Below are 23,268 nucleotides of genomic sequence, written 5' to 3' on the forward strand. Positions count from 1 at the left end.
CCCACGCGCCGCCCCCCCCCGCCCTCCGCCCGGTCTCGGGGGTGGGGGGGTCGGCGGGCGTGGGGGGGGCGGGCGGCGGCGGCGGCCCCCCCCCCCCCCCCCCCCCCCCCCCCCCCCCCCCCGCTCCTACAGTCAACCTTTCGCAAGAAAGCGCGGTTGACCCTGACGCATAAAGAAAATTTCACAACGAGAAAGCGAACCCGGTAGTACTGTAATAGTTGCCCCGGGGGCTGCCCCTGCATGAGGACGCGCACATGAAGTCGAAGTCCCTGCTGTTCCTTGCCGCCTGCCTTAGCGCAGGCACCGGTTCCATCGCCAACGCCGGCGAGAAGCCCAAGCCGCTCCCCGACCAGAAGCAGAGCGATATCAGCGAAGCGCTGAAGCTTTGCCCATCGTCGCTCGAGCGTTTCCTGCCCGGTGACTATTACTACTGCGATGCCGCCCGGCAGTTCTGGTCCGGGCATGATGGCAGTGCCCGCGAGAGCCTGAAGGATGCCGCCGCGTGGGCCAACAAGCCGGCGCAGTACGCGCTGGGCATCATGTACTTCAATGGCGATCACGCCGAGAAGAACCGCCCGCTGGGCCTGGCCTGGCTGGCGCTCGCCGCCGAACGGCACAACCCGGATTACGAGCCGGCCTTCGTCGATGCCTACCAGCGCGTCAGCCCTGAGGAAATGGCCCAGGCCAATGCCTACTGGACCCAACTGAAGGAAAAGTACGCCGATACGGTGGCCGCGCCGCGCGCGAAAAATCGTTTTGATCGCGCCTACAACGACATCGCCACGGCGGTGAATTTCGGTGGCTCCATTTTCATCGATGGCATTGCCGGCATGCAGATGACCGACGGTGTATACGGCGGCGATGCTGCGTACGGCGCCAGCGGTTTCAGCGTGGGCCGCTTCCTGCAGGGCCGCGAAGCCGTTGCCCTGGCCGGGTGGCAGTCCAACGTGTACGTGGGTGATGCCCAGCTGGTACCGATCGGCGAAGTCATCAACCGCAGCAAGAAAGAAGCCCCGCAATAAGCGCGTCGTAGCCCGCGCCGCCCACGGCAAAGCCGTCCCGATGCAGGGGCGGCCCGTGGGCATTTGGCCTGTCACATCCACCAAGAAGGAAGTGCGCGCATGAAGGGAATAGTGCTGGCCGGGGTGCTTGCCTCCGCCATGGCCCTGGCGGGCTGTAACCACGCCAACCGGCCGCAACCGTTGCCCGGGCAGGAGGCGATCGTCGCCAACGTGCTCGAGGGCTGCCCCTACGGCCTGGAGCGTTTCCTGCCGGGCGATTACTACTATTGCCAGGGCGCCTCGCACTTCTGGGCCGGGCGTTTCGGCATGTCGCGCGATAGCTTCGAGTCCGCCGCCCGCTGGGGCAGTAAGCCGGCGCAGGAAATGCTGGGGCTCATGAATTTCAACGGCGACCACATGCCGCAAAACCGCCCGCTGGGCGTGGCGTGGCTGGCGCTGGCCGCCGAGCGGCATGGCCCGGAATACGAAGGGCGCTTTGTATCCGCCTACCAGCAGCTCACCCCCGCCGAGCACGCCCAGGCCGATGCCTACTGGCGCCAGTTGAAGCCGGTCTATGCCGATGCCGTGGCGGCCGCGCGCGCCGATCACCGCTTCACCCGTGCATACCACGAGCTCGAGATGGCGGTGGCGTTCGGTGGCGGCGCCTACATCAACGGCATGACCTCCGGTGTCGAGAACGGCCTGAGCCTCACCGCACGTATCAAAAACGAGCGCGATACGTTCTTCGCCGGCTACGACACCCAGGTATGGGTAGGCGACGCGGAGCTCGTGCCGCTGGGCCAGCTCCCGGCCATCAAGAAAGCCGCGCCCCCCGCAACCACGCCCACGCCCAGCTCCAACTAGCGCACGCGAAAAAACTCCCCTGGAAGTAAGGTCAGGGGAGCGAAGGAGCGTCCACACCAGGAGCTCGAGGGGAAAACGGGGTAAGGCTTAAACCGGCTGCCAGTTCGGATCGGGTTCGGGCATGCCGGGGACGGGCGCACTCGCGTGCGGGCCCATCACGCCAAGGCCATCCATGGCCGGTTCCACGAAATCGTCAAAAAGGTCCATGGGAAGCCTCCCTAGGGTTAATGCAGGCCGCAGAGCAGGCCCAGTAAAAGGGCCCCAAGCGCCAGCGTAACGCGCAGCGGCTCAAAATTGCGTTCCAGTTCGGTGTTATCAGCGTCGGGCTTGGTCTTCATCTTCTTCTTTATCCTTCGGCGCCAACAGGGCCGCCGTGGTGCCAGTTCAGCGCCTGCCGGGGCGGCAGGCGCGGCTCCCGTGGGGCAATCCACGGGCTGTTTGTGGCAAAACGCGGGCAAACGCAGCGTGTAGGCCCGGAACCGGCTCGTACACGGGCAAAACACGGGCAATCGCGCGGCGGTGCTTGCGCGCCGGGGGCGGCCATTGCACCCTGCGCACGCCAACCCAAAACACGGAACCCCCATGGGCCGCAGCATTGCCATTGTTGAAGACGAACCCCTTATCCGCGCCAATTACGTGGAAGCGCTCACCCGCTTCGGCTACGACGCCCGCGGCTATGGCTCGCGCTCGGAGGCCTCGGTCGCCTTCGCCATGCGCCTGCCCGAGCTCGTCATCATCGATATCGGCCTGGGCGATGAGCCCGAGGGCGGGTTCGATCTGTGCCGCGAGCTGCGCGCCAAGAGCGCCACGCTGCCGATCATCTTCCTGACCGCGCGCGATTCCGATTTCGATGTGATCAGCGGCCTGCGCCTGGGCGCCGACGATTACCTTTCCAAGGACACCAGCCTGCACCAGCTGGCCGCGCGCATCGCCGCGCTGTTCCGTCGTATCGAATCGCTGAAGACCCCGGCCGCCAGCGAGAACGTGATCACCCACGGCCCGCTGCGCCTGGAAAGCGAGCGCATGCGCATCACCTGGAACGGCACCGAGATCCCGCTCACGGTCACTGAGTTCTGGATGGTGCACACGCTGGTGCGTTTCCCCGGCCACGTAAAGAACCGCGACCAGCTCATGCGCGAAGCCGAGCTGGTGGTGGATGACGCCACCATCACCTCGCACATCAAGCGCATCCGCAAGAAGTTCGTTGCGCTGGCGCCCGATTTCGATGCCATCGAAACCGTGCACGGCGTCGGCTACCGCTGGACTCCGTGACGCTCCGTCAGAAATTGCTCCTCGTCGCGCTGTGCACCCTGGCCCTTCCCGTGGCCGGGTGGCTGTACGTGCGGCAGATGGAAACCCTGCTGCGCGAAGGCCAGGCCCAGGCGCTGGTGGCGTCCGCGCGGGCGATGGCGCGCAGCCTTGTGGTCGTCGAAGCACCGCTGCCGCCGGCCGGCAGCGCGTGGTACGTACAGGCCGCCAACGTGCCCATCACCATCGATGGCTATGCCGATGACTGGGCCTCGCTGAGCCCGTGGGCGCAGCCGCTCGGGCGGAATGCCAAGGTGATGTTCGCCGAGGACGACCGCTGGCTGTACTTCACCATCGATGTCCGCGCACCGCAGCGCCGGCGTGCCGATGCCGCGGATCGCCTGGCGCTCAGCGCCGATCACCTGATTATTTCCATTGCCAGCAACGAGGATGCGCAGCGCTACCTGCTGGCCAGTGCCGCGCCCGGTGCGACCACCGCGATTGCCCTGGATCCCGAAGCGGGCGTGTTGCCCGATCGCATCAACGCGCAATGGCAGGAAGATGGCGGCGGCTTCCGCGCGGAACTGAAGCTGCCTCGTGGCCTGCGCCTGGATCGCTTCGGCATCGGTGTGCACATCGCTGCCGATGGCGATGCCGAACCGCTCAGTGCCGATAGCCGCCCGCTGCTCGAATTCTCGCCCGCGCTATCGCAGGAGCTGGCGCGCCTGGCCCCCGATGGCGTGCGTGTGCGCGTGCTTTCGCCCGATGCGTGGCTGATGGCGCAGACCGGCCGGCTGACCCTGCCGGATACACCGGCCAACGGCCAGCCCGGCTGGTTCGCGGCGCTGGTGTACCGCTCACTGCTCGCCACGCGCCTGGACGATAACGCCGCATGGACCGAGGACGCGCCAAAGATCGACCTGCCCGAAGTGCGCGAGGCGCTATCGGGTAAGCCGGCCACCGCATGGCGGGCAGGTGAAGAACGCGGCAGTGTCGTGCTGGCCGCGGCCATGCCGATCACGCAGGGCGGCAAACTGCATGGCGTCGTGCTGCTCGAACAGCCCAGCCGTGCGGTACCACTGCTCGCCAACCGTGCGCTGTTCGGCCTGCTGCTCACCAGCTTTGGCGTATTGCTGGTTGCCGGTGGCGTGCTGCTGTTGTTTGCCACGCGGCTCACGTTCCGCCTGCGCCGCCTGCGCAACGCCGCCGAGCGTGCGCAGGATAACGATGGCAAGCTCGATGGGCCGTTCCCGCTCATCGATGCCACCGACGAACTCGGCGACCTCGCGCGCAGCTTCGCACGGCTGTTCGATGTGGTGGGTGGCTATACCGATTACCTGCGCACACTCGCTTCCAAGCTGTCGCATGAACTGCAAACGCCCCTCGCCATCGTCAAATCCTCGCTGGATAACCTGGACCACGCGGGCCTGCCGCCCGAAGCCGAGCCTTATCTCGCGCGTGCCCGCGATGGCGTGACTCGTTTGAGCGCGCTGGTGCGTGCGATGAGCGAAGCCAGCCGCATGGAGCGCGCCATCGCCTCCGCCGAAGCGGAGGACGTGAACCTTGTCGATGTCGTGCGCGGTTGCGCCGAGGGCTACCGCGGCCTCGCCGGCGATCGGCCTATCGAGGTGGATGTGCCCGCCGAACCGGTGGTGATGCATGTGTCACCTGAGCTCATCGCGCAGGCGCTCGATAAGCTGTTCGATAACGCGCTGTCGTTTACGCCGCCCGGTGGATGGTTGCGCATTGCGTTGCATCCCACGGTGGATGGCGCCGATGTGGAGCTCGCCAACCAGGGGCCGCCGTTGCCCGCGGCGATGCAGGGGCGCCTGTTCGATTCGCTGGTGAGCTTGCGTGACAAAGCCACGCCGGGCGAAGCGCCACACCTGGGGCTCGGCCTCTACGTCGTGCGCCTCGTCGCCGAACGGCACCAGGGCACCGCCAGTGCGCGAAACATCGACGATGGCGTGGCGTTTACGCTGCACCTTAAGGGATTGCCGCGGCAGCGGTTGGGCTAAGCCGCGCCGTTCCTGCGGCGGCGGATCGCGCGCAAGCGCGCTCCCACAATGGCCTGCGCAGATCTTGTGTAGGAGCGCGCTCGCGCGCGATCCGCCGCCATGACTTGCTAACGCCAGGCGTCACGAAGAATCGTCAACGCAGCCTGCAGCGCATCATCAGTCCGGCTGCCGATCCCATCGCCTGGAAGAAACAATCGCGCATGCTTTCCGTCGTAAGCAAGGGTGCACGACCCATCAGCGACATCCCTGACTTCGGTGATCTCGCCAGTCATCACCCGCGCCCACGCCGCGGTGAACCGCTTTGCGTCTGCGGCGTTGAGTTCGGTGTCTTCTGGCGGGTCGTCGCTGCGCAGGCTCACCTGCCACCGGCCCGACGGGGTCTGTCGGACAATCCATGCGCCGGAGATGCGCCCGTCTTCGGCCACTGACCAGAGCACGGCGAAGCGACCGTGGGCCTTGGCCAGCAACGGGTCGACCGCACGCGATGTGTCAGCGAGATACTCGCGGAAGGACCGTTCGCATCGCGATGCCTGGCTACCCGGCTGGCCGTCGGCCTCGGTGAGGACTTGGGTCAATGCTGCGGATAGGGTGTGTACCTCGGGCGGAGCCGCATGCGCTGCCATGGGCACCGTGAGGAAGAGCACGAGCATGGCGGTCAGGGGGCGGGTTTTCATGTCTCAGACGATACCGGGGAAGGGGCGTGCGTGGTCGCGAGGTTTTTTCGCGTGCAAGCACGCTCCTACAGGGGCATCACGATGCGGTCCGGGACGGCTCTTGTAGGAGCGCGCTCGCGCGCGATCCGCCGCCAGGCGGCCCGTCCCCTCTGCGGCGGGGCAACCGGCCCCCAGGGTAGGGCACACACGCCAATTGGCCCTACAATCCAAGGTCAACCCACCGGGCATCCCCACACCCCATGATCTCCCGCGAACAATTCGACGCCTACGCCGCGCAGGGCTGCACCCGTATCCCGCTGGTGCGCGAGGTGTTCTCCGATCTCGATACCCCCCTCTCGGTGTACCTGAAGCTGGCCGATGGCCCGTACACCTTCCTGTTCGAATCCGTGGAGGGTGGGGCCACGTGGGGGCGCCATTCCATGATCGGCCTGCCGGCCCGCCGGGTGTACCGCCTGCGCGGGCACGAGCTGGAGGTGGAAGAGAACGGTGAGGTGGTCGAAACCCGCCACCTGGCCGATCCGCTGGCCGAGATCGAGGTACTGCGCAAGCAGTACGAGGTGCCCAAGCTGCCCGGCCTGCCGGATTTCACCGGTGGCCTGGTCGGCTACTTCGGCTTCGAGACCATCGGTTATATCGAAGAGCGCCTGGCCCAGTGGGACAAGAAGGATGAGCTGGGCACGCCTGATGTGCTGCTCATGCTGGCCGATGAGCTGGCGGTGTTCGATAACCTCAAGGGCCGCCTGTACCTCATCGTCCACGCGGACCCCTCGCGCCCCCAGGCCTATGCCGAAGCGGTGCGCCGGCTCGATGCGCTGACCTTTCGCCTGCGCCAGGGCGGGGTTAGCTACCCGCAGATGCTGCAGCCCGCCGCGCTGGATGAATCCGATTTCAAATCCTCGTTCACCCGCGAGGAATACGAGAACATGGTGCGCACCGCGCAGGAGTACATCCGCGCCGGTGACATCTTCCAGGTGGTGCCCTCGCAGCGCCTGAGCATCGGCTTCAATGCCCGCCCGGTGGATGTGTACCGCGCCCTGCGCGCGATGAACCCCTCGCCGTACATGTTCTTCATCGATATCGGCCCCACCCAGATCGTCGGCTCCTCGCCGGAGATCCTGGTGCGCCTGAAGAACGGCCGAGTCGTGCTGCGCCCCATCGCCGGCACCCGCCGCCGTGGCAAGGATGAAGCCGAGGACATCGCACTCGAAACCGAGCTGCTGGCCGATCCAAAGGAGCGCGCCGAGCACCTCATGCTCATCGACCTCGGCCGCAACGATGTGGGCCGCGTGAGCCAGACCGGCACGGTGGAACTGGCCGAATCGTTCGTGGTGGAACGCTACTCGCACGTCATGCACATCGTTTCCCAGGTGGAAGGCGATATCAAAGACGGCATGTCGTACATGGATGTGATCAAGGCGACGTTCCCGGCCGGCACCGTCAGTGGTGCGCCGAAGATCCGCGCGCTGGAGATCATCCAGGAACTGGAACCGTTCAAGCGCAACATCTATGCCGGCGCCATCGGCTGGCTCGGCTGGTGGGGCGATGCGGATACCGCCATCGCTATCCGCACCGCGGTCATCCAGGATGGCCGCCTGCACGTCCAGGCCGGCGGCGGCGTGGTCTACGATTCCGACCCCGCAGCCGAGTGGGAAGAAACCATGAACAAGGGCCGCGCACTATTCCGCGCCGTCGCCCAGGCCGCAAAGGGCCTATAACTGTAGGAGTGCGCTCGCGCGCGATGGGTGCTCGCGACAACGTGAATCGCGCGCGAGCGCGCTCCTACAAGTTCCAAATCGATCCAGCAGTGCTAATTCATCCGACGGTAAGGAGATCGCCCGTGAAGAAGTACCTCGCTTTAACCCTGTGCGCCACGCTGTTGCCCGTGACAGCGCTGGCCCAGAGCCTGCAGCCGCATATCGAAGTCGTCGGCCACGCCGAGCGCTCCATTGAGCCGGACCGGTTTCATATCGACATCAAAGTCGAGGCGGTCGATATCAAGCCGGTGAATGCACGCACGCGCGTGGAAAAGAACATGGCCAAGGTCACGGCAGCATTTCGTGCCAACCATGCCATCCCCGAATCGATCAACGCCTCGACCCTTTCGATCATCCCGCACGAGCGCCGAGTCGATGATGATGAGGTGGTCGATGGTACCGAGGTGACACGGACCGCGTCGGCTACCTTTACCCGCATGGAAGACCTGCGCAAATTCATCGATAGCCTGGATACCGCCGGCACCGAGCTGCAGATCACGGGCACGGAGATGAGCCGTAGCGACAAGGAGGCCCTGGATGTCGCGCTGCGCGAAGACGCCATGCGCGATTCGACCCGGAAGGCTGAGCGTATTGCCAAAGCCTATGGCGTCAAGCTCGGTTCGTTGTACACGGCGGGCGATCGCCCCGGGGTATCCGGCGGCTATTCCGATCTTGAAAGTGTCACAGTCAGTGCAAACACCCCACCGCCGCCCATCGACCTGGAAGTGGGCACCATCAAGATGCAGAGCACGATCTACGCCACATTCCTGCTGAACCCGTAACCCTGTAGGAGCGCGCTCGCGCGCGATGGGTGCTCGCGACAACGTGAATCGCGCGCAAGCGCGCTCCTACACAGAGCCAGGTGGTCGCCTCAGTACAACTCGTTTATCAGGCGAAGATACTCATCCAGCGTCCAAAGAACGTGCTTTTCGTGCTTCCGCTTGTGCCGTTTCAAGCCGTGTTCAATATCGATCGCCAGGCTTGCGAATCCTTCGTCCCATTCGGGCCTTCCTGCAGGCTTAAGCTCCTGGTCAAAGCGGTCCGTTACCCTCAGCTTGCCCACGGGTACTTTCAACTCATAGGCGACATGCGTCAGTAATTCATCGAACCGGTCGAATGTCATCACCGTTGCGTAATTCGCTTCCGCATAGATTTCCTGCAACGAAAGGGTCGCTCGATCGGTCGGGAATGCCATGCCAGGGCCTCACTTACGCCGGGTCGCGGATGCGGGGATAATAACGGGCTGGTGATGGGCTTGGGGTCGCGCGCGAGCGCGCTCCTACACGAACATGCAGGTGTCGGTAATGGTGGCGAAGAAGATCATTGTGGCGGGTTCGATCGCGGTCATGGCCACGGTCTCGTCACCGTCCGAAGCGCGCACGCCATTCACCAATGACGTCGCCTCGCGCACCCAGGCGCTGGCGCTGCTGGAAACGCTGAACGCCGATCTGCTTAGCCACCCCAGCGCCACACTGACGCTGGAACGCTGGTGCGGTGAGCACGGGCTGGCGCCGGAAGCGAAGATCGTGGCGAACCGGGTGAAGGGCGAGGACAAGCCATTGGCCGCTGAAGATCGCGCCGCGTTGGGCATCGGTGCCGACGAACCCGTGCGTTATCGCCGGGTGCAACTGGCGTGCGGCGGCCATGTGCTGTCCGAAGCCGATAACTGGTACGTCCCCGCGCGGCTCACCCCGGAAATGAACCAGGTACTCGACAGCACCGACCAGCCGTTCGGCAAGGTGGTGCAGGGCCTGCACTTCCGCCGCCAGACCATCAGCGCCGACCTGCTGTGGTCGCCGCTGCCCAAGGGCTGGGAAATGGATGCGCCGTTGCCGGCGGCCGGGCAGGGCCCGCTGCCCATCCCCCACGATGTACTGCGCCACCGCGCCATCCTCTACACCCAGGACAACCAGCCCTTCAGCCTGGTGGTCGAAACCTACACGGCCGAAGTGCTGGCCTTCGGCCGCCGCTGAAGGCCGCCTTCGCACCCTGTAGGAGCGCGCTTGCGCGCGATAAGCCAACGAAGCGGCGACGCAAGCGCCCATCGCGCGCAAGCGCGCTCCTACAGGAATACGCCGTGGCCGAACGGGTTATCCCCTCTAGCCGAATTGCCGCATCCGCCGGGCCCGCCCAAGCTGGAGCCGTATTCTCGGGGGAGGTTCCCAATGCCCAACGCCACGGCACCTGTTCGCAAGGCCCCCGCCGGCCGGCCGGCAAGTACCCCGCTGGGCGCGCTGCTCACCGTGGCCAATGCGCCGCGGATTGGTCCGCAGCCCAAATCCCTGGATAAGGCCCTGGCCAGTGCCCAGCACTGGGTGCAGCTTTCCGATGCCCGCCGCCCCGATGCCATGTGGCTGGAGGCGGGGCAGATGATGCAGCGGATGGTGCCGCGCGCCGAATGGGTGCGGTACCTGCGCAAGATCCGCCTGGATCGCGGCGTGCTGGTGGGGCGTGAGTGGTTCGAGATGGCGCGGGTGCGCGACCCGGTGGGCTTGCCGGCGGGGGACTACCTCAACGTGATCTTCCTGGCCCATTACGCCAAAGCGGTGCTTTTCGAGACGGTGTCGCTGGCCCCGGGAGCCGATGGGTGGCTCCCGGTGGGGTACGTGATCCGCCCCGTCCAACGCGAGATCAATTTCGTCCAATAGCAACGCGGTCCCACAGGGGGAGTCGCCATGCTGCATGTTCGGATTTCCAACGACACCGTGCTCTGGTGGGATCTGCCGGCGGGAACGTTTACGGCGCGGCGCGCTTATACTCGCCCGCAGGCCAAGAAGGACCCTGCCATGAGCGAAAACGATACGCCCGTCCGCGGCGAATACACCCGCCCGCCCATGCAGCGCGGCGTGGATCCGCAGCGCATGAACTGGCTGTGGCAGCTGATCCTGCAGGCGACCGACCTGAAACCGGATGAGGTGCGTGCGGCACTCAACGCGATTGGCGTGGCCGCTACCGACAAGCGCCTGGCGAGCTGGGCCGTGAGCGATCGCGACGAAAGCTACTTCCCGCTCACCATCGCTGAGCTCGAGCGCAACCTGCGTGCCGTGGTGGCGGTGAAGCAAAAGCGCGCCGAGGCTGCGGCGCAGCCGGCAGCTCCCACACCAGACGAACCGGAAGCCTAAACCCTAAAGCGTGCCGCGCTCCCCTGTAGGAGCGCGCTTGCGCGCGAAAAGCCTACAAAGCGGTGACGCAAGCACCCATCGCGTGCAAGCACGCCCCTACACGAGCGACGTATCGCGCCGGTGCGCGGCGCGGCCCGCAGTGATTTAGGAATAGCGGGTGGAGAGGAACTTGAAGAACGCGCGGAGGCCCTGGGCTTCGCCGCCGCGAGGGTGGCCGGGGCGGTCGCCGTCGTTCCACGCGTAGGTATCCAGGTGCATCCAGTTCTGGCTTTCGGGGACGAAGCGCTCGAGGTACAGCGCGGCGGTGATCGCGCCGGCGTGGCGGGATGGGCCGGCGTTGGCGAAATCGGCGATGTACGACTCCAGCATGCGCCGGTACGGCCGCCATAGCGGCAGGCGCCACATCGGGTCGTCCACGGATTCCGCGGCGCCGATCACTTCATCGGCCAGCTGGTCGCGGTTGGTGAACAGGGCTGGCAGCTCGGGGCCCAGGGCCACGCGGGCGGCGCCGGTGAGCGTGGCGAAATCCACGATCAGGTCGGGCGATTGCTCCACGGCAAAGGCCAGCGCATCGCACAGCACCAGGCGGCCTTCGGCATCGGTGTTGTCCACTTCCACAGTGTGGCCGGCGCGGGTGCGGATGACTTCGCCCGGGCGCATGGCGTTACCGGCAATCGCGTTTTCCACCGCAGGCACGAGCAGGGTCAGGCGCACCGGCAGGCGCGCCTTCATCACCAGGCCGGCGAGCGCGATGGCGTGGGCGGCGCCGCCCATGTCCTTCTTCATCCAGCGCATGCCATCGGAGGGCTTGATATCCAGGCCGCCGGTGTCAAAGCACACACCCTTGCCGACAATCACCAGCTTGGGGTTGGAATTCTTGCCCCACGTCAGTTCGATAAGGCGCGGCTCGCGATGGCTCGCGCGGCCCACCGCGTGGATGGTCGGGAAGTTGTTGGCGAGCAGTTCCTCGCCCACCCACTCGCGCACCTTCGCCTTGTGCTCGGTGGCGTGGGCGTGGATGGCCGCGGAGAGATCCGCCGGGCCCATGTCTTCGGTGGGGGTGTTTACCAGGTCGCGGACTTCGAACACCGCTTCCATCAGCGGCTGCACGGCACGCAGCGTGGCCGGCTCCACCAGCAACTGCGCGGCGGGGCGGGCAGCCTTGCGGTAGCGCTCAAAGCGGTACGCGCCCAGCGCCCAGCCCAGGGCCAGCAGCTCGCGGTCTTCCACGATCGAATCTTCGGCGATCTGGTAGATGCCTTCCGGCAGGCGCTGCGGCAGGCCACCCAGGATGGAGAGCGGTTCCTTGCGGTCCACGCCCACCACCACGCGGGAGATGCCACCCGCGTTGTTCGGCAGGACAGCGACGGCGCCCGAGGTCGGACGAAAACCCAGCGACGCCAGCCACTGCCGGTGCGTGGCACCCAGCTTCTGCTCCATGGTGGGCATCGATGCCGCATCCACGAGTTCAATGATGGTGACGGAGCGCTTTCCGGATTTCCGGTCGATCAATGGCGACATCAGGCCTCCCGTGCCTCGCGGCAGTTGGTGGCCGCGTCAATGACTGGTTGGTATTGCAGCCATATTCTAGCCAACCCTAGCGGCAGAAGCGTCAAGCCATTCGGCCAGACCATGCATATCTGCAAATTCCAGGTCCGGCGCCGGGCCGTGTGACCATGTTTCGCCGGTGCGGTTGACCCAGACAGTTCTCAAACCGGCTTCGCGGGCACCCACCACATCCAGCAGGGGATCGTCACCTACGTGAAGGATGTGCGCGGGCGGCACCCCCAGGGCATCGGCGGCGGCAAGGAAGATCTTCGGATCCGGCTTGGCCACGCCCGCGCCTGCGGCGTTGATGCGCGTATGGAAAAGATGGTGCAGCCCGATCACTTCCAGGTCGGCGTTGCCATTGGAGATGCTCGCTATCGGCAGCTTCGCCGCGATGCGTTCCAGGGCGGGCAGGGCATCGGGGTAGAGCTCGACGTTGTTGCGCGCGGCGTAGTAGATGCGCCACAGGGCATCCACCGGCGCATCGTCGATACCGCAGGCCTCGAACGCCTGGCGGATGGTGATGCGGCGCTGCTCGCTGAAATCGTGGGCGAGGTGGGTGTGCTCACGCGCCACCTTATCGCGCAGTTCGCGCATGGCCTCGATCGGCCATTTCGTTGCGACGTCGGGGTGGTGCTCTTTCAGCCAGCGGTCCACGCAGTGCTCGGCTTCGATCAGGGCCGGAAGGACAGGCCACAGGGTGTCATCGAGGTCGAGGGTGATGGCGCGGATGGGGAGCACGAGGGGTTCCATGGGCGTGGCCGCGTATGGGCCAAGAGCATCGCGTGCAAGCACGCTCCTACAGGGGTGGCGTGTTGGGCTCGCCGACCCGCGGTGCCCATCGCGCGCGGCGCGCCCGTGTAGGAGCGCGCTTGCGCGCGATAGGTGTACCTCAGCGCGCAGACACCTTCAGCGTCTGCCCCAGCTTCACGTTGTTGTCCTTCAGCCCGTTCATGGCGCGGAGCTGGTTCACATCAACGTTGTTCTTCTTGGCGATCGAATACAGCGTGTCACCGGCGGCGACCTTGTAGGTCTTGCTGGCGGCAGCGGCCGGCTTCTTCTCCGCCTTGGCGACGGCCTTCGGCTCGGCAGCAGCGGCCGGGGCGGCCTTGGCCGCCGGCTTCGCCTCGGAAACCTTCGGCGTTTCCACCTTGGTGGACTTTTCGCTGGCATCCACCGCCGGTTTCGCCGTGTTCTTGCCGGCGACGGTCACGGCATCGGCCGTGACCTTGGCGAACTTGCCGCCGATCTTCGCGTTATCGGACGAGGTGAAGGCTTCGCCGCGGACGCCCTTGAAGCCCTGGTGGGCGCTGGTCGTGACGCTGGCGACGACGCGAGCGAACGGCGAGGCTTCGGTGGCTTCGGCAGCGGCCTTGGCGGCGCCCGCCGTCTTGCCTTTGGCCACGGACGGTGCGGCCTTGACGGCCTCCTTCGCGGCTTCGGCAGCAGCGGCCGGCGCAGCGGCAGCGGCCACGGTCGGCGTGGTCATCGCCTGGCCCACGTTGCCGCGGGTGCCCACGGTGGAAGCGATCTTCTGGCGACGGCCGGCATCAGCCGCGGCCAGCGCGGTGCCATCGGCGTACGGCAGCAGGTTGTGTGCCTTCAGCAGCGAGCCACCCTGCGCCGAGGTCACGAAGGCCAGGAACTCCTTCACTTCCGCCGCCTTCGGGCTGGCATCGTTGCTCACCAGGTACAGCTCGGTGTACAGCGGGTAGGCGCCGCTGGCGATCGTCGAGGCCGACGGCTTCACGCCATCGATCGAGAGCAGCTTCAGCTTGGGGTTGCTGCCGGCACCGGCCAGGGTGGTCGCACCCAGGCCACGGCGATCCAGGGTCACGCCTTCTTCCAGCTTCGTCTGGTTCACGTACAGGCGCGGCGCGGCCACCGGCTGGTTGCCGCGGCCGAACAGCAGGCGGCGCAGGCTCCATTCCACGCCATCGCCCGGGCTGGCCACGGCGTAGAGGTTGATCGGCGCGTCATCGCCACCGAGCTCCTTCCAGTTCGTGATGTGGCCCATGTAGATCTCGTGCAGCTGCATCAGGGTGATGTTGCTGACGGGGTTGGACGGGTAGGTGACCATCACCAGGCCATCCCATGCCACCGGAGTAAAGGTGAGCGACTGCTCCTTGCCGCCGATGCCCGGGCGAGCCGAGCCGGCCAGGTCGGCCGTGCCGGAAGCCACCGCATCCAGGCCCGAGGCCGTGTTGAACGGCTGCAGTTCGAACTTGCCCTTGCCGGCTTTCTCATAGGCCTTGGCGACATCGGTAACCACGCCGCGAGCGGTGGTGACGTCACCGCGCCAGATCAGCTGGGGCGGCGCGGCAAGGACGGTAGCGGAGGCGCTAAGGCCGATCAGCGTGGCAGTAAACAGTCGCGCGAGACGAAGAGACATGGACGGCAAGAACTCCGGACTAATCGGGGTGGCAGATTTGGGCCGCAATTGTGGGCCATAAGGGCCCCGCGCGCACCATTGACGTCATTCAGCATCCTGCCGGTGCAAAACAGAACGAAGCCTGTCGGCCAAGAACAATCTCATGAGAACCCCAGACACCCCACCGTTGACCGCTCTGTGTAGGAGCGCGCTCGCGCGCGATGGGTGCTCGCGGCAACGTGCATCGCGCGCAAGCGCGCTCCTACAGAAGATCTGCGCAGGTCCGACGGGCAGAAGACCTGCGCAGGTCCGACGGGCAGAAGACCTGCGCAGGTCCGACGGGCAGAAGATCGGCGCAGGTTCCGCCGGGGCAGGTCCCGTGGGGCATCACAAGACGGCGTAGTACACGGCATCGTCGCGCACCACGGTCAGCAGCAACTGCCGCCCACCCAGCGAACCGGTGGTGGGCAGGCCCTTCACCCCGGGCACGCGGCGCTGGCCGATCTGGGCGACCACGTCGCCATCGCGCAGGCCGGCCTGGTAGGCGGCGGAATTCTTCTGCACGTTGGCCAGGGCCACGCCATAGAGGCCCTGGGCCTTCTGTTCCTGGGTGAGGTCGGTGAGGGTCACGCCGGCCAGGCGCTTGTCCAGTTTCGCGCCGTCCAGCGTGGCCAGCTTCGTCGCTTCAATGGAAGCGGTGACATCCCGTGCCGCGCCTTCGCGCTGCACGCTCAGCTTCACCTGTGAGCCGAGCGGCAGCAGGCCTTCGGTGTTGCGCACGTCCTGCGCGTTGCGCACCGGCTTGCCATCGATGGCGGTAAGCACATCGCCGGTCTGCAGGCCGGCGCCATCGGCGGGCGAGCCGCTGGTCACGCCGGTGACCACCGCGCCATTCGTATCCTTCAAGCCCAGCGCCGTGGCGATGCGCGGGGTGATGTCCTGCACCTCCACGCCCAGGTTGCCGCGGCGGACCTTGCCGTAGGCCAGCAGCTGCTTCATCACCGAGGTGGCCAGATCGGTAGGGATGGCGAAGCCAATGCCCACGTTGCCGCCTGAGGGCGTAAAGATCATGGAGTTGATCCCGACCAGCTCGCCGCGCAGGTTCACCAGGGCGCCGCCGGAGTTGCCGGGATTGATGGAAGCATCGGTCTGGATGAAATTCTGGATGCCCTTGCCCAGCCCCGTTCTATTAAGGGCGGAGACCATGCCCGAGGTGGCGGTCTGGCCCAGACCGAACGGATCGCCCACGGCCACCACGAAATCACCGACGCGAAGCTGCGCGGAATCGGCCACGGGTAATGCCTGGAGGCGCTCGGCGGGAATCTGCAGCACCGCCACATCGGTATCCGGATCGGTGCCGATCAGTTTGGCTTTGAAGTCGCGCCCATCCTGCAGGGTGACCGTGATATCGTCCGCGCCCCCCACGACATGGTTGTTGGTCAGGACATACCCCTTGGCCGCATCCACCACCACGCCCGAGCCCAGGCTCTGTTCCACGCGCTCGCGCGGCACGCCCTGGCCGAACAGCTGGGCGATCAGCGGATCATCGTAATAAGCCCCACGGGCGCGTACGCGCGTCTTCGTGGAGATATTCACCACCGCCGGCGTCACCTTGGCCAGCATGGGTGCCAGTGAAGGCACGGGCTGGCCATCGACGGCGGGCGGGATGGCGGCGAAGGCCGGTGTCGCCAGGGCCATGGCGAGGGTGGCGATGAGGGTCCGCGGGGTGGGGCTGGCGGGCATGTGGATCTCCTTGGCTGGGGCTCATTCAAGAGCATCGCGCGCAAGCGCGCTCCTACATTGGGTGGGGTTGAGACCACCCAATTCGGCATCAGTTTCAACCCCTGAGACAGGTGTAGGTAATGCTTTACAACGACCCCCTCCGAGCGTAAGGTTCAACCCCGGCCGCAACCACAACATCTTGTGTTCCTTCGTTCGATAGTTACCAAGTGCTGGTGCTGCGGAGACTCAGGTTCAAGCTTCAAACCAGCGTCCTGTAAAGGCTTTTCGGGGCCAGGCGCCAGGGTGGTAAAGGATGGTCGATTTCGTCCGGGGGGATGGAGTCGACAGGTTGCGCCTACGCATACCAATAAGAACGGCCGACACAGGCCGAGTACTTGAGGACGACACACACAATGAGCACCGCACGCGCCCAGGCCCTCGGCCTTGAATCGGCCATTCCGCTGCAGCCCGCCTCTTACGATATCTGGGACAAGAAGTACCGCCTGAAGGCGAAGAACGGTGTGCCGGTCGATGATTCGGTCGATGGCACCTACCAGCGCGTCGCCCGCGCCCTGTCTGATGTGGAAGCCACCGAAGAGCTGCGCGCGCACTGGAACGAACGGTTCCTGTGGGCCCTGCGCCGCGGTGCCATCCCGGCCGGCCGCATCACCTCCAACGCCGGCGCGCTGGAGCACAAGCCCGCCACCTCCACCATCAACTGCACCGTCTCGGGCACCATCCACGATTCCATGGATGACATCCTGGAGAAGGTGCACGAGGCCGGCCTGACCCTGAAGGCAGGCTGCGGCATCGGTTACGAATTCAGCACGCTGCGCCCGCGCGGCGCGTACGTGAGCGGTGCGGGCGCCCATACCTCGGGCCCGCTGTCGTTCATGGATATCTACGACAAGATGTGCTTCACCGTCTCCTCCGCCGGCGGCCGCCGCGGTGCGCAGATGGGCACCTTCGATATCAGCCACCCCGATGCCAAGGAATTCATCCGCGCCAAGCGCGAGGATGGCCGCCTGCGCCAGTTCAACCTGTCGCTGCTGATCACCGATGGCTTCATGGAAGCCGTGGAGCACGATCAGGATTGGCCCACCGTGTTCCCGGTGCACGTGAAGGAGCAGGGCGAGATCGACCTCACCGACGCCTCCAAGGTCGTGTGGCGCGAGTGGCCCACCAAGGAAAACTACGTCACCCGCGATGACGGCCTGGTGGCCTGCAAGATCTACGGCCACATCCGCGCCCGCCATCTGTGGGACATGATCATGGTCTCGACGTATGACTACGCCGAGCCGGGCTTCATCCTGATCGATCGCGTCAACGAGATGAACAACAACTGGTGGTGCGAGCACATCCGCGCCACCAACCCCTGCGGCGAGCAGCCGCTGCCGCCGTACGGCTCGTGCCTGCTGGGCTCGGTAAACCTCACCGTGTTCGTGCGCGATCCGTTTGGCCCCAAGGCCCGTTTCGATTGGGATGAATACCGCGAGGTCGTCCGCGTGTTCACCCGCATGCTCGATAACGTGGTGGAAATCAACGGCCTGCCGCTGCCGCAGCAGCAGCACGAGATCCTCTCCAAGCGCCGCCACGGCATGGGCTTCCTGGGCCTGGGCTCCACGCTGGCCATGCTGAAGATGAGCTACGGTTCGGCCGAATCCGTGGGCTTCACCGAAGACGTGAGCCGCGAGATGGCCGTGGCCGGCTGGGAAGTTGCGCTCGACCTGGCGAAGGAAAAGGGCCCGGCCCCGGTGCTCGCCCAGACCTTCGACGTCACCGGCGACATGCTGCGCAAGCGCCCGGAAATGGTCGCGGACGGCTGGAAGGTCGGCCAGCAGATCAAGGGTTCCGTGCTGCACGCCAAGTACTCGCGCTACATGCAGCGCGTGGCCTCCGTGGCGCCGAACCTGGTGGCCGAGCTGGCCGAAGTGGGTGCGCGCTTCACCCACCACTCGTCCATTGCCCCCACCGGCACCATCTCGCTTAGCCTGGCCAACAATGCCTCCAACGGCATCGAGCCCAGCTTCGCCCACCACTACTCGCGCAACGTGATCCGCGAGGGCAAGAAGTCGAAGGAAAAGGTCGAGGTGTTCAGCTACGAGCTGCTGGCCTACCGCGCCCTGATCAACGGTGATGCCATGCCGTACTCCGAAGACCCGAAGACCCGCCTGCCGGAATACTTCGTCTCGGCCGACGACATCAGCCCCAAGGAGCACGTGGATATCCAGGCGGCCTCGCAGAAGTGGATCGATAGCTCCATTTCCAAGACCGCGAACGTCCCCACGGATTACCCGTACGAGGACTTCAAGGACATCTATACCTACGCCTATAAGCAGGGCTTGAAGGGCTGCACCACGTTCCGTTTCAACCCCGCCGCGTTCCAGGGCGTGCTTGTCAAAGAAACCGATCTTGAGAACACCCTCTACCGCTTCGAATTGGAAGACGGTAGCGTTGTCGAACTGAAGGGTAACGATGAGGTGGAATATGACGGTGAAATGCACACCGCCGCCAACCTCTTTGATGCCCTGAAAGAAGGTTACTACGGCAAGTTCTGACCCCGCGGAGAGGGAACAAAGTTATGACGAACGACGAAAACCAGATCGACGAGGCGGCGGAATTGCCGGTGAGCGATACCACCGACACCACGGAAACGACCGAGTCGACCGACACCACCGAGGCGAATGAAGTCTCCGGTTCGGTCACCGAATCGGCCAACCCCGAGCACCCGCCGGTGGTTGCCAAGAAGGTGGTGAAGAAGAAGCCGGTTGCCAAGAAAGTGATCGAGCCGACCCCGGCCCCGACCACCGAAGCCACCGACGCCGTGTCGTCCAGCGAACCGGATTACATCGCCGAGCTCGACGCCCCGGCACCCAAGGCTGAAAAGCCCAAGGCCCCGCGCAAGCCCAAGGCCCCGAAGCCGCTGGTAAGCCAGGCCGACATCGCCGGCGACGAAATCGCCGCCCACCAGGCCGACGAAGCAGCCGCTCCGTCCGAACCGGTCGTGGCGAAGAAGCCCAAGGCAAAGAAGGCCGCCCCGAAGAAGGCAGCCTCCAAGGCCCCGGCTAAGAAGGCCGCCGCCGAACCGGCAGCCCCGGCCAAGAAGGCCGCAGCCAAAAAGGCAACGGCTAAGAAGGCTGTAAAGAAGGCCGCCGCCAAGAAGGCGACTGCCAAGAAGGCCCCGGCCAAGAAGGCAGCTGTTAAGAAGGCAGCCACCAAAAAGGTCGCCGCCAAGAAGGCAGCCGTGAAGAAGGCCGCCCCGAAGAAGGCAGCTGCCAAGAAGGTCGCGGTGAAGAAGGCTGCGCCGAAGAAGGCAGCGGTCAAGAAGGCCGCCCCGAAGAAGGCTGTCGCCAAGAAGTCGGCTGCCAAGAAGGCCCCGGCTAAGAAGGTCGCCATCAAGAAGGTGGCCCGCAAGGCCGCCGCCAAGAAGGCGCCGGCGAAGAAGGTCAGCGTGAAGAAGGCTGTCGCCCGCAAGGGTAAGGCCGTCGTCAAGCAGGTGGCTCGCAAGGCCACCACCGCGAAGAAGGCCGCCAAGAAGGCCGTCGCTCGCGTCGCGAAAAAGGCTTCCACCGCCCGCAAGGCGGTAAAGAAGGCCGTTGCCAAGGTCACCCGCAAGGTCACCGCGCGCACGGCTCCGAAAAAGACGGTCCGAAAGGCCGCTGCTCCGAAAAAGGTCGTCGCCAAGGCGACCAAGAGGTCCACTGCCAGCAAGACCGGCCGTACGTCGGCGCGCAAGACCGCCGGCCGTGGCCGTCGTAAGTAAGTAGTACCCATCCGGCCCGGCGTACGCGCCGGGCCGGATATCCACCTGTAAGAGATAGAGACCATGGCGATCAAGATCGAAAAAAAGATCAAGGGCTATAACGTTGTTAAGCCCGAGGACAAGACCACCGCAGCCGCCGCTCCCGCGCCGGTCAAAGAGGTCGCACCCGTCGCCGAAGTCATCCAGATGCACGAGAGCCTCGAGCGTCCGGAAACCCTGGTGGGCAACACGTACAAGATCAAGTCGCCGCTCTTCGAGCACGCGCTGTACGTGACCATCAACGATATCGTGCTCAACGCGGGCACTCCGCATGAGCAGCGCCGCCCCTTCGAGCTCTTCATCAACTCGAAGAACATGGACCACTTCCAGTGGATCGTGGCGCTCACCCGAATCCTGTCCGCCGTCTTCCGCAAGGGTGGCGACGTGACGTTTATCGTCGAAGAGCTAAAGGCTGTCTTCGACCCGCGCGGCGGTTACTTCAAGGCTGGTGGCGTCTATATGCCCAGCATCGTGGCCGAGATTGGTGCTGTGATTGAGCAGCATATGAAGTCCATTGGGCTCATTCATGACCCGGAGATGGATGAGGCAACCAAGCGCCTTATCGCTGAGAAGCGGGCGGCTTATGAGAAGGCTGCGGCGCCCAAGGCTGCTGCGCCTGCTGCTTCTGTAGGAGCGGACGTGACCGCGAGCTCTTCCGCCGATGCCCACACCAATGCCGCTGGCTTCCCGGCTGGTGCCACCCTGTGCGCCAAGTGCAATACCCAGGCGTTGGTGCTGATGGATGGGTGCCAGACTTGTTTGAATTGTGGGTATTCGAAGTGCGGGTGATTGTAGGCTTGTAGCCGCGCAAGCATCCAAGGAGGGGGCATGGATTATGTTGGGGTCATTCGCAGAGCGGCGATTGCTAAGCGTTCGCTCCTCGACGTGTCGTCGGAGCTATTTTTGTTAGCGCCGACTCATGGTTTTTCAGGGTGGGAGGAGGAGTCGTTTGCCCTCTTTCAGGAGATCGCCAGATTTTTCCAAGTAAGCGTGCGAAGCATTCATATCTGCGGCTCAGCGAAACTCGGATTTAGCCCGACAAAGAAGACGCCTTTCGCGCATGGCGTTTCTGACCTGGATGTGGCAGTGGTTGATCCGCACTGCTTTCAGCGGTATGTCGAAGCGGTCGTCCTACACACAAAAAACTATAGTGATCGAACATCGTTTCGTCGGTCGCCTGACGGTCGAGCAACTTACGATAACTTCAAGGCGTACTTGTCGAAGGGTATGCTTCGACCCGACCTTATGCCGGTCATGCCTATTCAGGCATCTTGGTCGCGATTCTTCTCTCATTTGAGCAGGAAGCATGCTGCGCGCTTCAAGCGAATAACTGCTGCCGTGTACCTCTCCGATTCACTCTTTGCCATGAAGCAGATGGGTGCGTTGCAGCACTTCATTGATGAAAAGGACTTCTTATGATTAATTACCATGTGCGCTCCCGCGACCTCATTACCGTAATTAACGAAGTTAAAGCCGGTCGACTAATCCTGGACGCGTATTTTCAGCGCGAGTTGGTTTGGCGAGAGGCGCATAAACAAGACTTCATCAAGACTCTCCTGATGGGGCTGCCTTGTCCCCAGATCTTCGTGTCGAAGGGGACTATCGACGTCGAGCAGATGCAGACAACGTCTTGCGTCGTCGATGGTCAGCAGCGACTCAATGCAATTTCAGGTTTTATCGAGGGTGCTTTCAAGGTCGATGGGCGATCTTACCAAGAGCTCACTGGGGACGAGAAATCCGCATTCTTGAAGTATGAGCTCGCAACGATTGAGCTTGATGTCGATAACAACGATCCGATGGTGAAAGAAATTTTTCAACGTCTGAATCGGACAGCAAACTCCCTCACTTCTATTGAGAAGCTTGCCTCTCAATATGCACCGTCTGAGTTCATGCTCGTGGCGAGCCACCTTGCAGACGAGCTGGCGAATGACGATCCGGATGAAGAGACCAGGTTCCGAGTAGATCCAAAGATTGACCCGGCCTTCTTTGCTTGGGCTGCTGCGAATCCAGCGAAGGACTTTTCTGCACTGCTACAAGATGCTGGTGTTTTTCGTTCGCATGAGCTGTCGCGAAAGGTACACATCATGTACGTATTGAATCTAATGAGTACGTATCTCAACGGTTTTTTCAATCGGAATGAGCGCAGTCGCGAATTTCTGGACGAGTACGCGGATGAGTTTCCAGAGAAGGAAGAGATCGTGGCCGTCTTCGGTCGCGTCGCTCAGTTGTGGCGAGGCCTGCAGATTGCGCCAGGTGACTACTGGAGCAATAAAGCAAATTTCTTCACGCTGGTAACAGGGCTCGCCTATGCAATACGCGGCGGCGTCGAGATCGAAGTCGATAAACTTTCTCAAAGGCTTCGAGCGTTTGCGTTGGATGTACCTGCCGAATACCGTTTCGCAGCTGCAGAAGCTGTGAACAATACGAAGCAGCGCGAACTGAGGCATGCATTCGTGTGGGCGCTAATCACCGATCGCCGCGGTTAGGCGTCGCTAGCCGCCGTTGGTTTCATGAGGCGCCGAAGCGGCGCCCATATCGTGGCCCAAGGCTGCTTGGCGAATGCGCGACGCCGACCAAGAAGCGCCTTGGGGATTCGGTCTCATGATCCGAGATGCATTCGACCTAAACTGGGTTGGTTGGATTCTCTAGTCGCCCGTCATGAGGCGGGATCGGTTCGATGACGATTTGGTCGCGTTGTCGCGTAATATTAGCGCTTGGTGTGTGCTCGGTAATCCAAGAAAGGACTTCGGTTTCTGTTTGAGCGGTATCGAAGCGGATAGCGCACTCCCACACCACTAGAATTCGCCAACCCCTGCCCGCCAAGTCCTTAACGGAGCGGAAATCTCGCTGAGCGTTAGCCGTTAGCTTTTCCCTCCAGAAGTCGGTGTTCGTCTTAGGGAGTTTGAATAGTGCGCAGCCATCGTGGTGATGCCAGAAGCAGCCGTGGACAAAAATAGCAGCACCCCACTTCGCCATAACGATATCCGGGGAACCTGGCAGGCCTTTGACGTGAAGGCGGTAGCGGAAGCCACGGGACCACAAGAAGCGACGAAGCCAGAGTTCCGGTGCCGTGTCCTTGCCTTTGATCTTCGACATAGCGGCGGACCGCTGGCGGGGCGTCATAACGTCGATCATAATTTCCCC

21 protein-coding genes and 1 pseudogene are annotated in these 23,268 nt (G+C 64.1%); 14 read left to right on the top strand and 8 right to left on the bottom strand.

The features are described from left to right. Positions 1 to 254 precede the first annotated feature (254 nt). From ABIE56_RS15515 to ABIE56_RS15530, 4 genes are all read left to right on the top strand, one after another. Positions 255 to 1,022: a hypothetical protein gene (locus ABIE56_RS15515; RefSeq protein ID WP_429244690.1), complete on the top strand. Its 768-nt coding sequence runs from the start codon at positions 255 to 257 to the stop codon at positions 1,020 to 1,022. A 99-nt stretch (positions 1,023 to 1,121) separates the two neighbouring features. Then, on the top strand, positions 1,122 to 1,865 hold the full coding sequence (locus tag ABIE56_RS15520; protein WP_429244691.1) for a hypothetical protein: 744 nt from the start codon (positions 1,122 to 1,124) through the stop codon (positions 1,863 to 1,865). A 582-nt stretch (positions 1,866 to 2,447) separates the two neighbouring features. Beyond that, on the top strand, positions 2,448 to 3,137 hold the full coding sequence (pdsR, locus tag ABIE56_RS15525) for a proteobacterial dedicated sortase system response regulator (RefSeq protein ID WP_429244692.1): 690 nt from the start codon (positions 2,448 to 2,450) through the stop codon (positions 3,135 to 3,137). After that, positions 3,134 to 5,131: an ATP-binding protein gene (locus ABIE56_RS15530; protein ID WP_429244693.1), complete on the top strand. Its 1,998-nt coding sequence runs from the start codon at positions 3,134 to 3,136 to the stop codon at positions 5,129 to 5,131. The genes pdsR and ABIE56_RS15530 overlap by 4 nt, the downstream gene beginning before the upstream one ends. A 107-nt stretch (positions 5,132 to 5,238) precedes the next feature. On the opposite strand, the gene ABIE56_RS15535 is transcribed toward ABIE56_RS15530, so the two are convergent. Continuing rightward, positions 5,239 to 5,805: a hypothetical protein gene (locus ABIE56_RS15535; RefSeq protein WP_429244694.1), complete on the bottom strand. Its 567-nt coding sequence runs from the start codon at positions 5,803 to 5,805 to the stop codon at positions 5,239 to 5,241. A 239-nt stretch (positions 5,806 to 6,044) separates the two neighbouring features. On the opposite strand from ABIE56_RS15535, the gene trpE reads away from it, so the two are divergent. Next, positions 6,045 to 7,520, top strand: coding sequence for an anthranilate synthase component I (trpE, locus tag ABIE56_RS15540; protein WP_429244695.1), 1,476 nt, complete (start codon positions 6,045 to 6,047; stop codon positions 7,518 to 7,520). Between the two features lie 122 nt (positions 7,521 to 7,642). Continuing rightward, positions 7,643 to 8,341 (top strand): SIMPL domain-containing protein, encoded by a 699-nt coding sequence (locus ABIE56_RS15545; RefSeq protein ID WP_429244696.1) that lies wholly within the window; start codon positions 7,643 to 7,645, stop codon positions 8,339 to 8,341. Positions 8,342 to 8,430: 89 nt separating this feature from the next. Here the strand turns inward: ABIE56_RS15545 and ABIE56_RS15550 are convergent, their stop codons facing one another. Beyond that, positions 8,431 to 8,754 (bottom strand): hypothetical protein, encoded by a 324-nt coding sequence (locus ABIE56_RS15550; protein WP_429244697.1) that lies wholly within the window; start codon positions 8,752 to 8,754, stop codon positions 8,431 to 8,433. A 109-nt stretch (positions 8,755 to 8,863) separates the two neighbouring features. On the opposite strand from ABIE56_RS15550, the gene ABIE56_RS15555 reads away from it, so the two are divergent. From ABIE56_RS15555 to ABIE56_RS15565, 3 genes are all read left to right on the top strand, one after another. After that, a complete protein-coding gene (locus ABIE56_RS15555) occupies positions 8,864 to 9,532 on the top strand; it encodes a hypothetical protein (RefSeq protein WP_429244698.1) in 669 nt (222 codons plus the stop codon). A gap of 192 nt (positions 9,533 to 9,724) precedes the next feature. After that, positions 9,725 to 10,207, top strand: coding sequence for a DUF4019 domain-containing protein (locus ABIE56_RS15560; RefSeq protein WP_429244699.1), 483 nt, complete (start codon positions 9,725 to 9,727; stop codon positions 10,205 to 10,207). A gap of 27 nt (positions 10,208 to 10,234) precedes the next feature. Further along, the gene (locus ABIE56_RS15565) at positions 10,235 to 10,681 is read left to right on the top strand and encodes a hypothetical protein (protein ID WP_429244700.1); all 447 of its coding nucleotides are present in this window, start codon (positions 10,235 to 10,237) and stop codon (positions 10,679 to 10,681) included. Between the two features lie 144 nt (positions 10,682 to 10,825). Here ABIE56_RS15565 and ABIE56_RS15570 read toward each other — a convergent pair whose 3' ends face one another. The 4 genes from ABIE56_RS15570 to ABIE56_RS15585 all read right to left on the bottom strand — a co-directional run bounded on the left by ABIE56_RS15570 (position 10,826) and on the right by ABIE56_RS15585 (position 16,343). After that, positions 10,826 to 12,202, bottom strand: coding sequence for a leucyl aminopeptidase family protein (locus tag ABIE56_RS15570; RefSeq protein ID WP_429244701.1), 1,377 nt, complete (start codon positions 12,200 to 12,202; stop codon positions 10,826 to 10,828). Positions 12,203 to 12,268: 66 nt separating this feature from the next. After that, on the bottom strand, positions 12,269 to 12,970 hold the full coding sequence (locus tag ABIE56_RS15575; RefSeq protein WP_429244702.1) for an HAD family hydrolase: 702 nt from the start codon (positions 12,968 to 12,970) through the stop codon (positions 12,269 to 12,271). A 151-nt stretch (positions 12,971 to 13,121) separates the two neighbouring features. Further along, positions 13,122 to 14,621: a substrate-binding domain-containing protein gene (locus ABIE56_RS15580; protein WP_429244703.1), complete on the bottom strand. Its 1,500-nt coding sequence runs from the start codon at positions 14,619 to 14,621 to the stop codon at positions 13,122 to 13,124. Positions 14,622 to 14,987: 366 nt separating this feature from the next. Beyond that, positions 14,988 to 16,343 carry a Do family serine endopeptidase gene (locus tag ABIE56_RS15585; protein ID WP_429244704.1) on the bottom strand — a complete coding sequence of 452 codons (1,356 nt, stop codon included), beginning with the start codon at positions 16,341 to 16,343 and terminating at the stop codon, positions 14,988 to 14,990. A gap of 392 nt (positions 16,344 to 16,735) precedes the next feature. Here ABIE56_RS15585 and ABIE56_RS15590 point away from each other — a divergent pair, with 392 nt between their 5' ends. Beyond that, a complete protein-coding gene (locus ABIE56_RS15590) occupies positions 16,736 to 18,880 on the top strand; it encodes an adenosylcobalamin-dependent ribonucleoside-diphosphate reductase (protein WP_429244705.1) in 2,145 nt (714 codons plus the stop codon). A gap of 451 nt (positions 18,881 to 19,331) precedes the next feature. Here the strand turns inward: ABIE56_RS15590 and ABIE56_RS15595 are convergent. Next, positions 19,332 to 19,718: pseudogene (locus tag ABIE56_RS15595) on the bottom strand (hypothetical protein); the annotation flags it as partial. A 7-nt stretch (positions 19,719 to 19,725) separates the two neighbouring features. On the opposite strand from ABIE56_RS15595, the gene ABIE56_RS15600 reads away from it, so the two are divergent. The 4 genes from ABIE56_RS15600 to ABIE56_RS15615 all read left to right on the top strand — a co-directional run bounded on the left by ABIE56_RS15600 (position 19,726) and on the right by ABIE56_RS15615 (position 22,610). Next, positions 19,726 to 20,085: a hypothetical protein gene (locus tag ABIE56_RS15600; protein WP_429244706.1), complete on the top strand. Its 360-nt coding sequence runs from the start codon at positions 19,726 to 19,728 to the stop codon at positions 20,083 to 20,085. 63 nt (positions 20,086 to 20,148) lie between these two features. Beyond that, the gene (locus tag ABIE56_RS15605; protein ID WP_429244707.1) at positions 20,149 to 20,913 is read left to right on the top strand and encodes an NrdJb; all 765 of its coding nucleotides are present in this window, start codon (positions 20,149 to 20,151) and stop codon (positions 20,911 to 20,913) included. Positions 20,914 to 20,952: 39 nt separating this feature from the next. Next, entirely contained in the window at positions 20,953 to 21,543 is a 591-nt protein-coding gene (locus ABIE56_RS15610) for a hypothetical protein (protein ID WP_429244708.1), read from the top strand. Further along, positions 21,540 to 22,610, top strand: coding sequence for a DUF262 domain-containing protein (locus ABIE56_RS15615; RefSeq protein WP_429244709.1), 1,071 nt, complete (start codon positions 21,540 to 21,542; stop codon positions 22,608 to 22,610). The genes ABIE56_RS15610 and ABIE56_RS15615 overlap by 4 nt, the downstream gene beginning before the upstream one ends. A 136-nt stretch (positions 22,611 to 22,746) precedes the next feature. Here the strand turns inward: ABIE56_RS15615 and ABIE56_RS15620 are convergent, their stop codons facing one another. Beyond that, positions 22,747 to 23,259 carry a very short patch repair endonuclease gene (locus ABIE56_RS15620; protein WP_429244710.1) on the bottom strand — a complete coding sequence of 171 codons (513 nt, stop codon included), beginning with the start codon at positions 23,257 to 23,259 and terminating at the stop codon, positions 22,747 to 22,749. Between the last annotated feature and the right edge of the window lie 9 nt (positions 23,260 to 23,268).

Source organism: Luteibacter sp. 621 (assembly GCF_050435445.1).
Taxonomy (GTDB): domain Bacteria; phylum Pseudomonadota; class Gammaproteobacteria; order Xanthomonadales; family Rhodanobacteraceae; genus Luteibacter.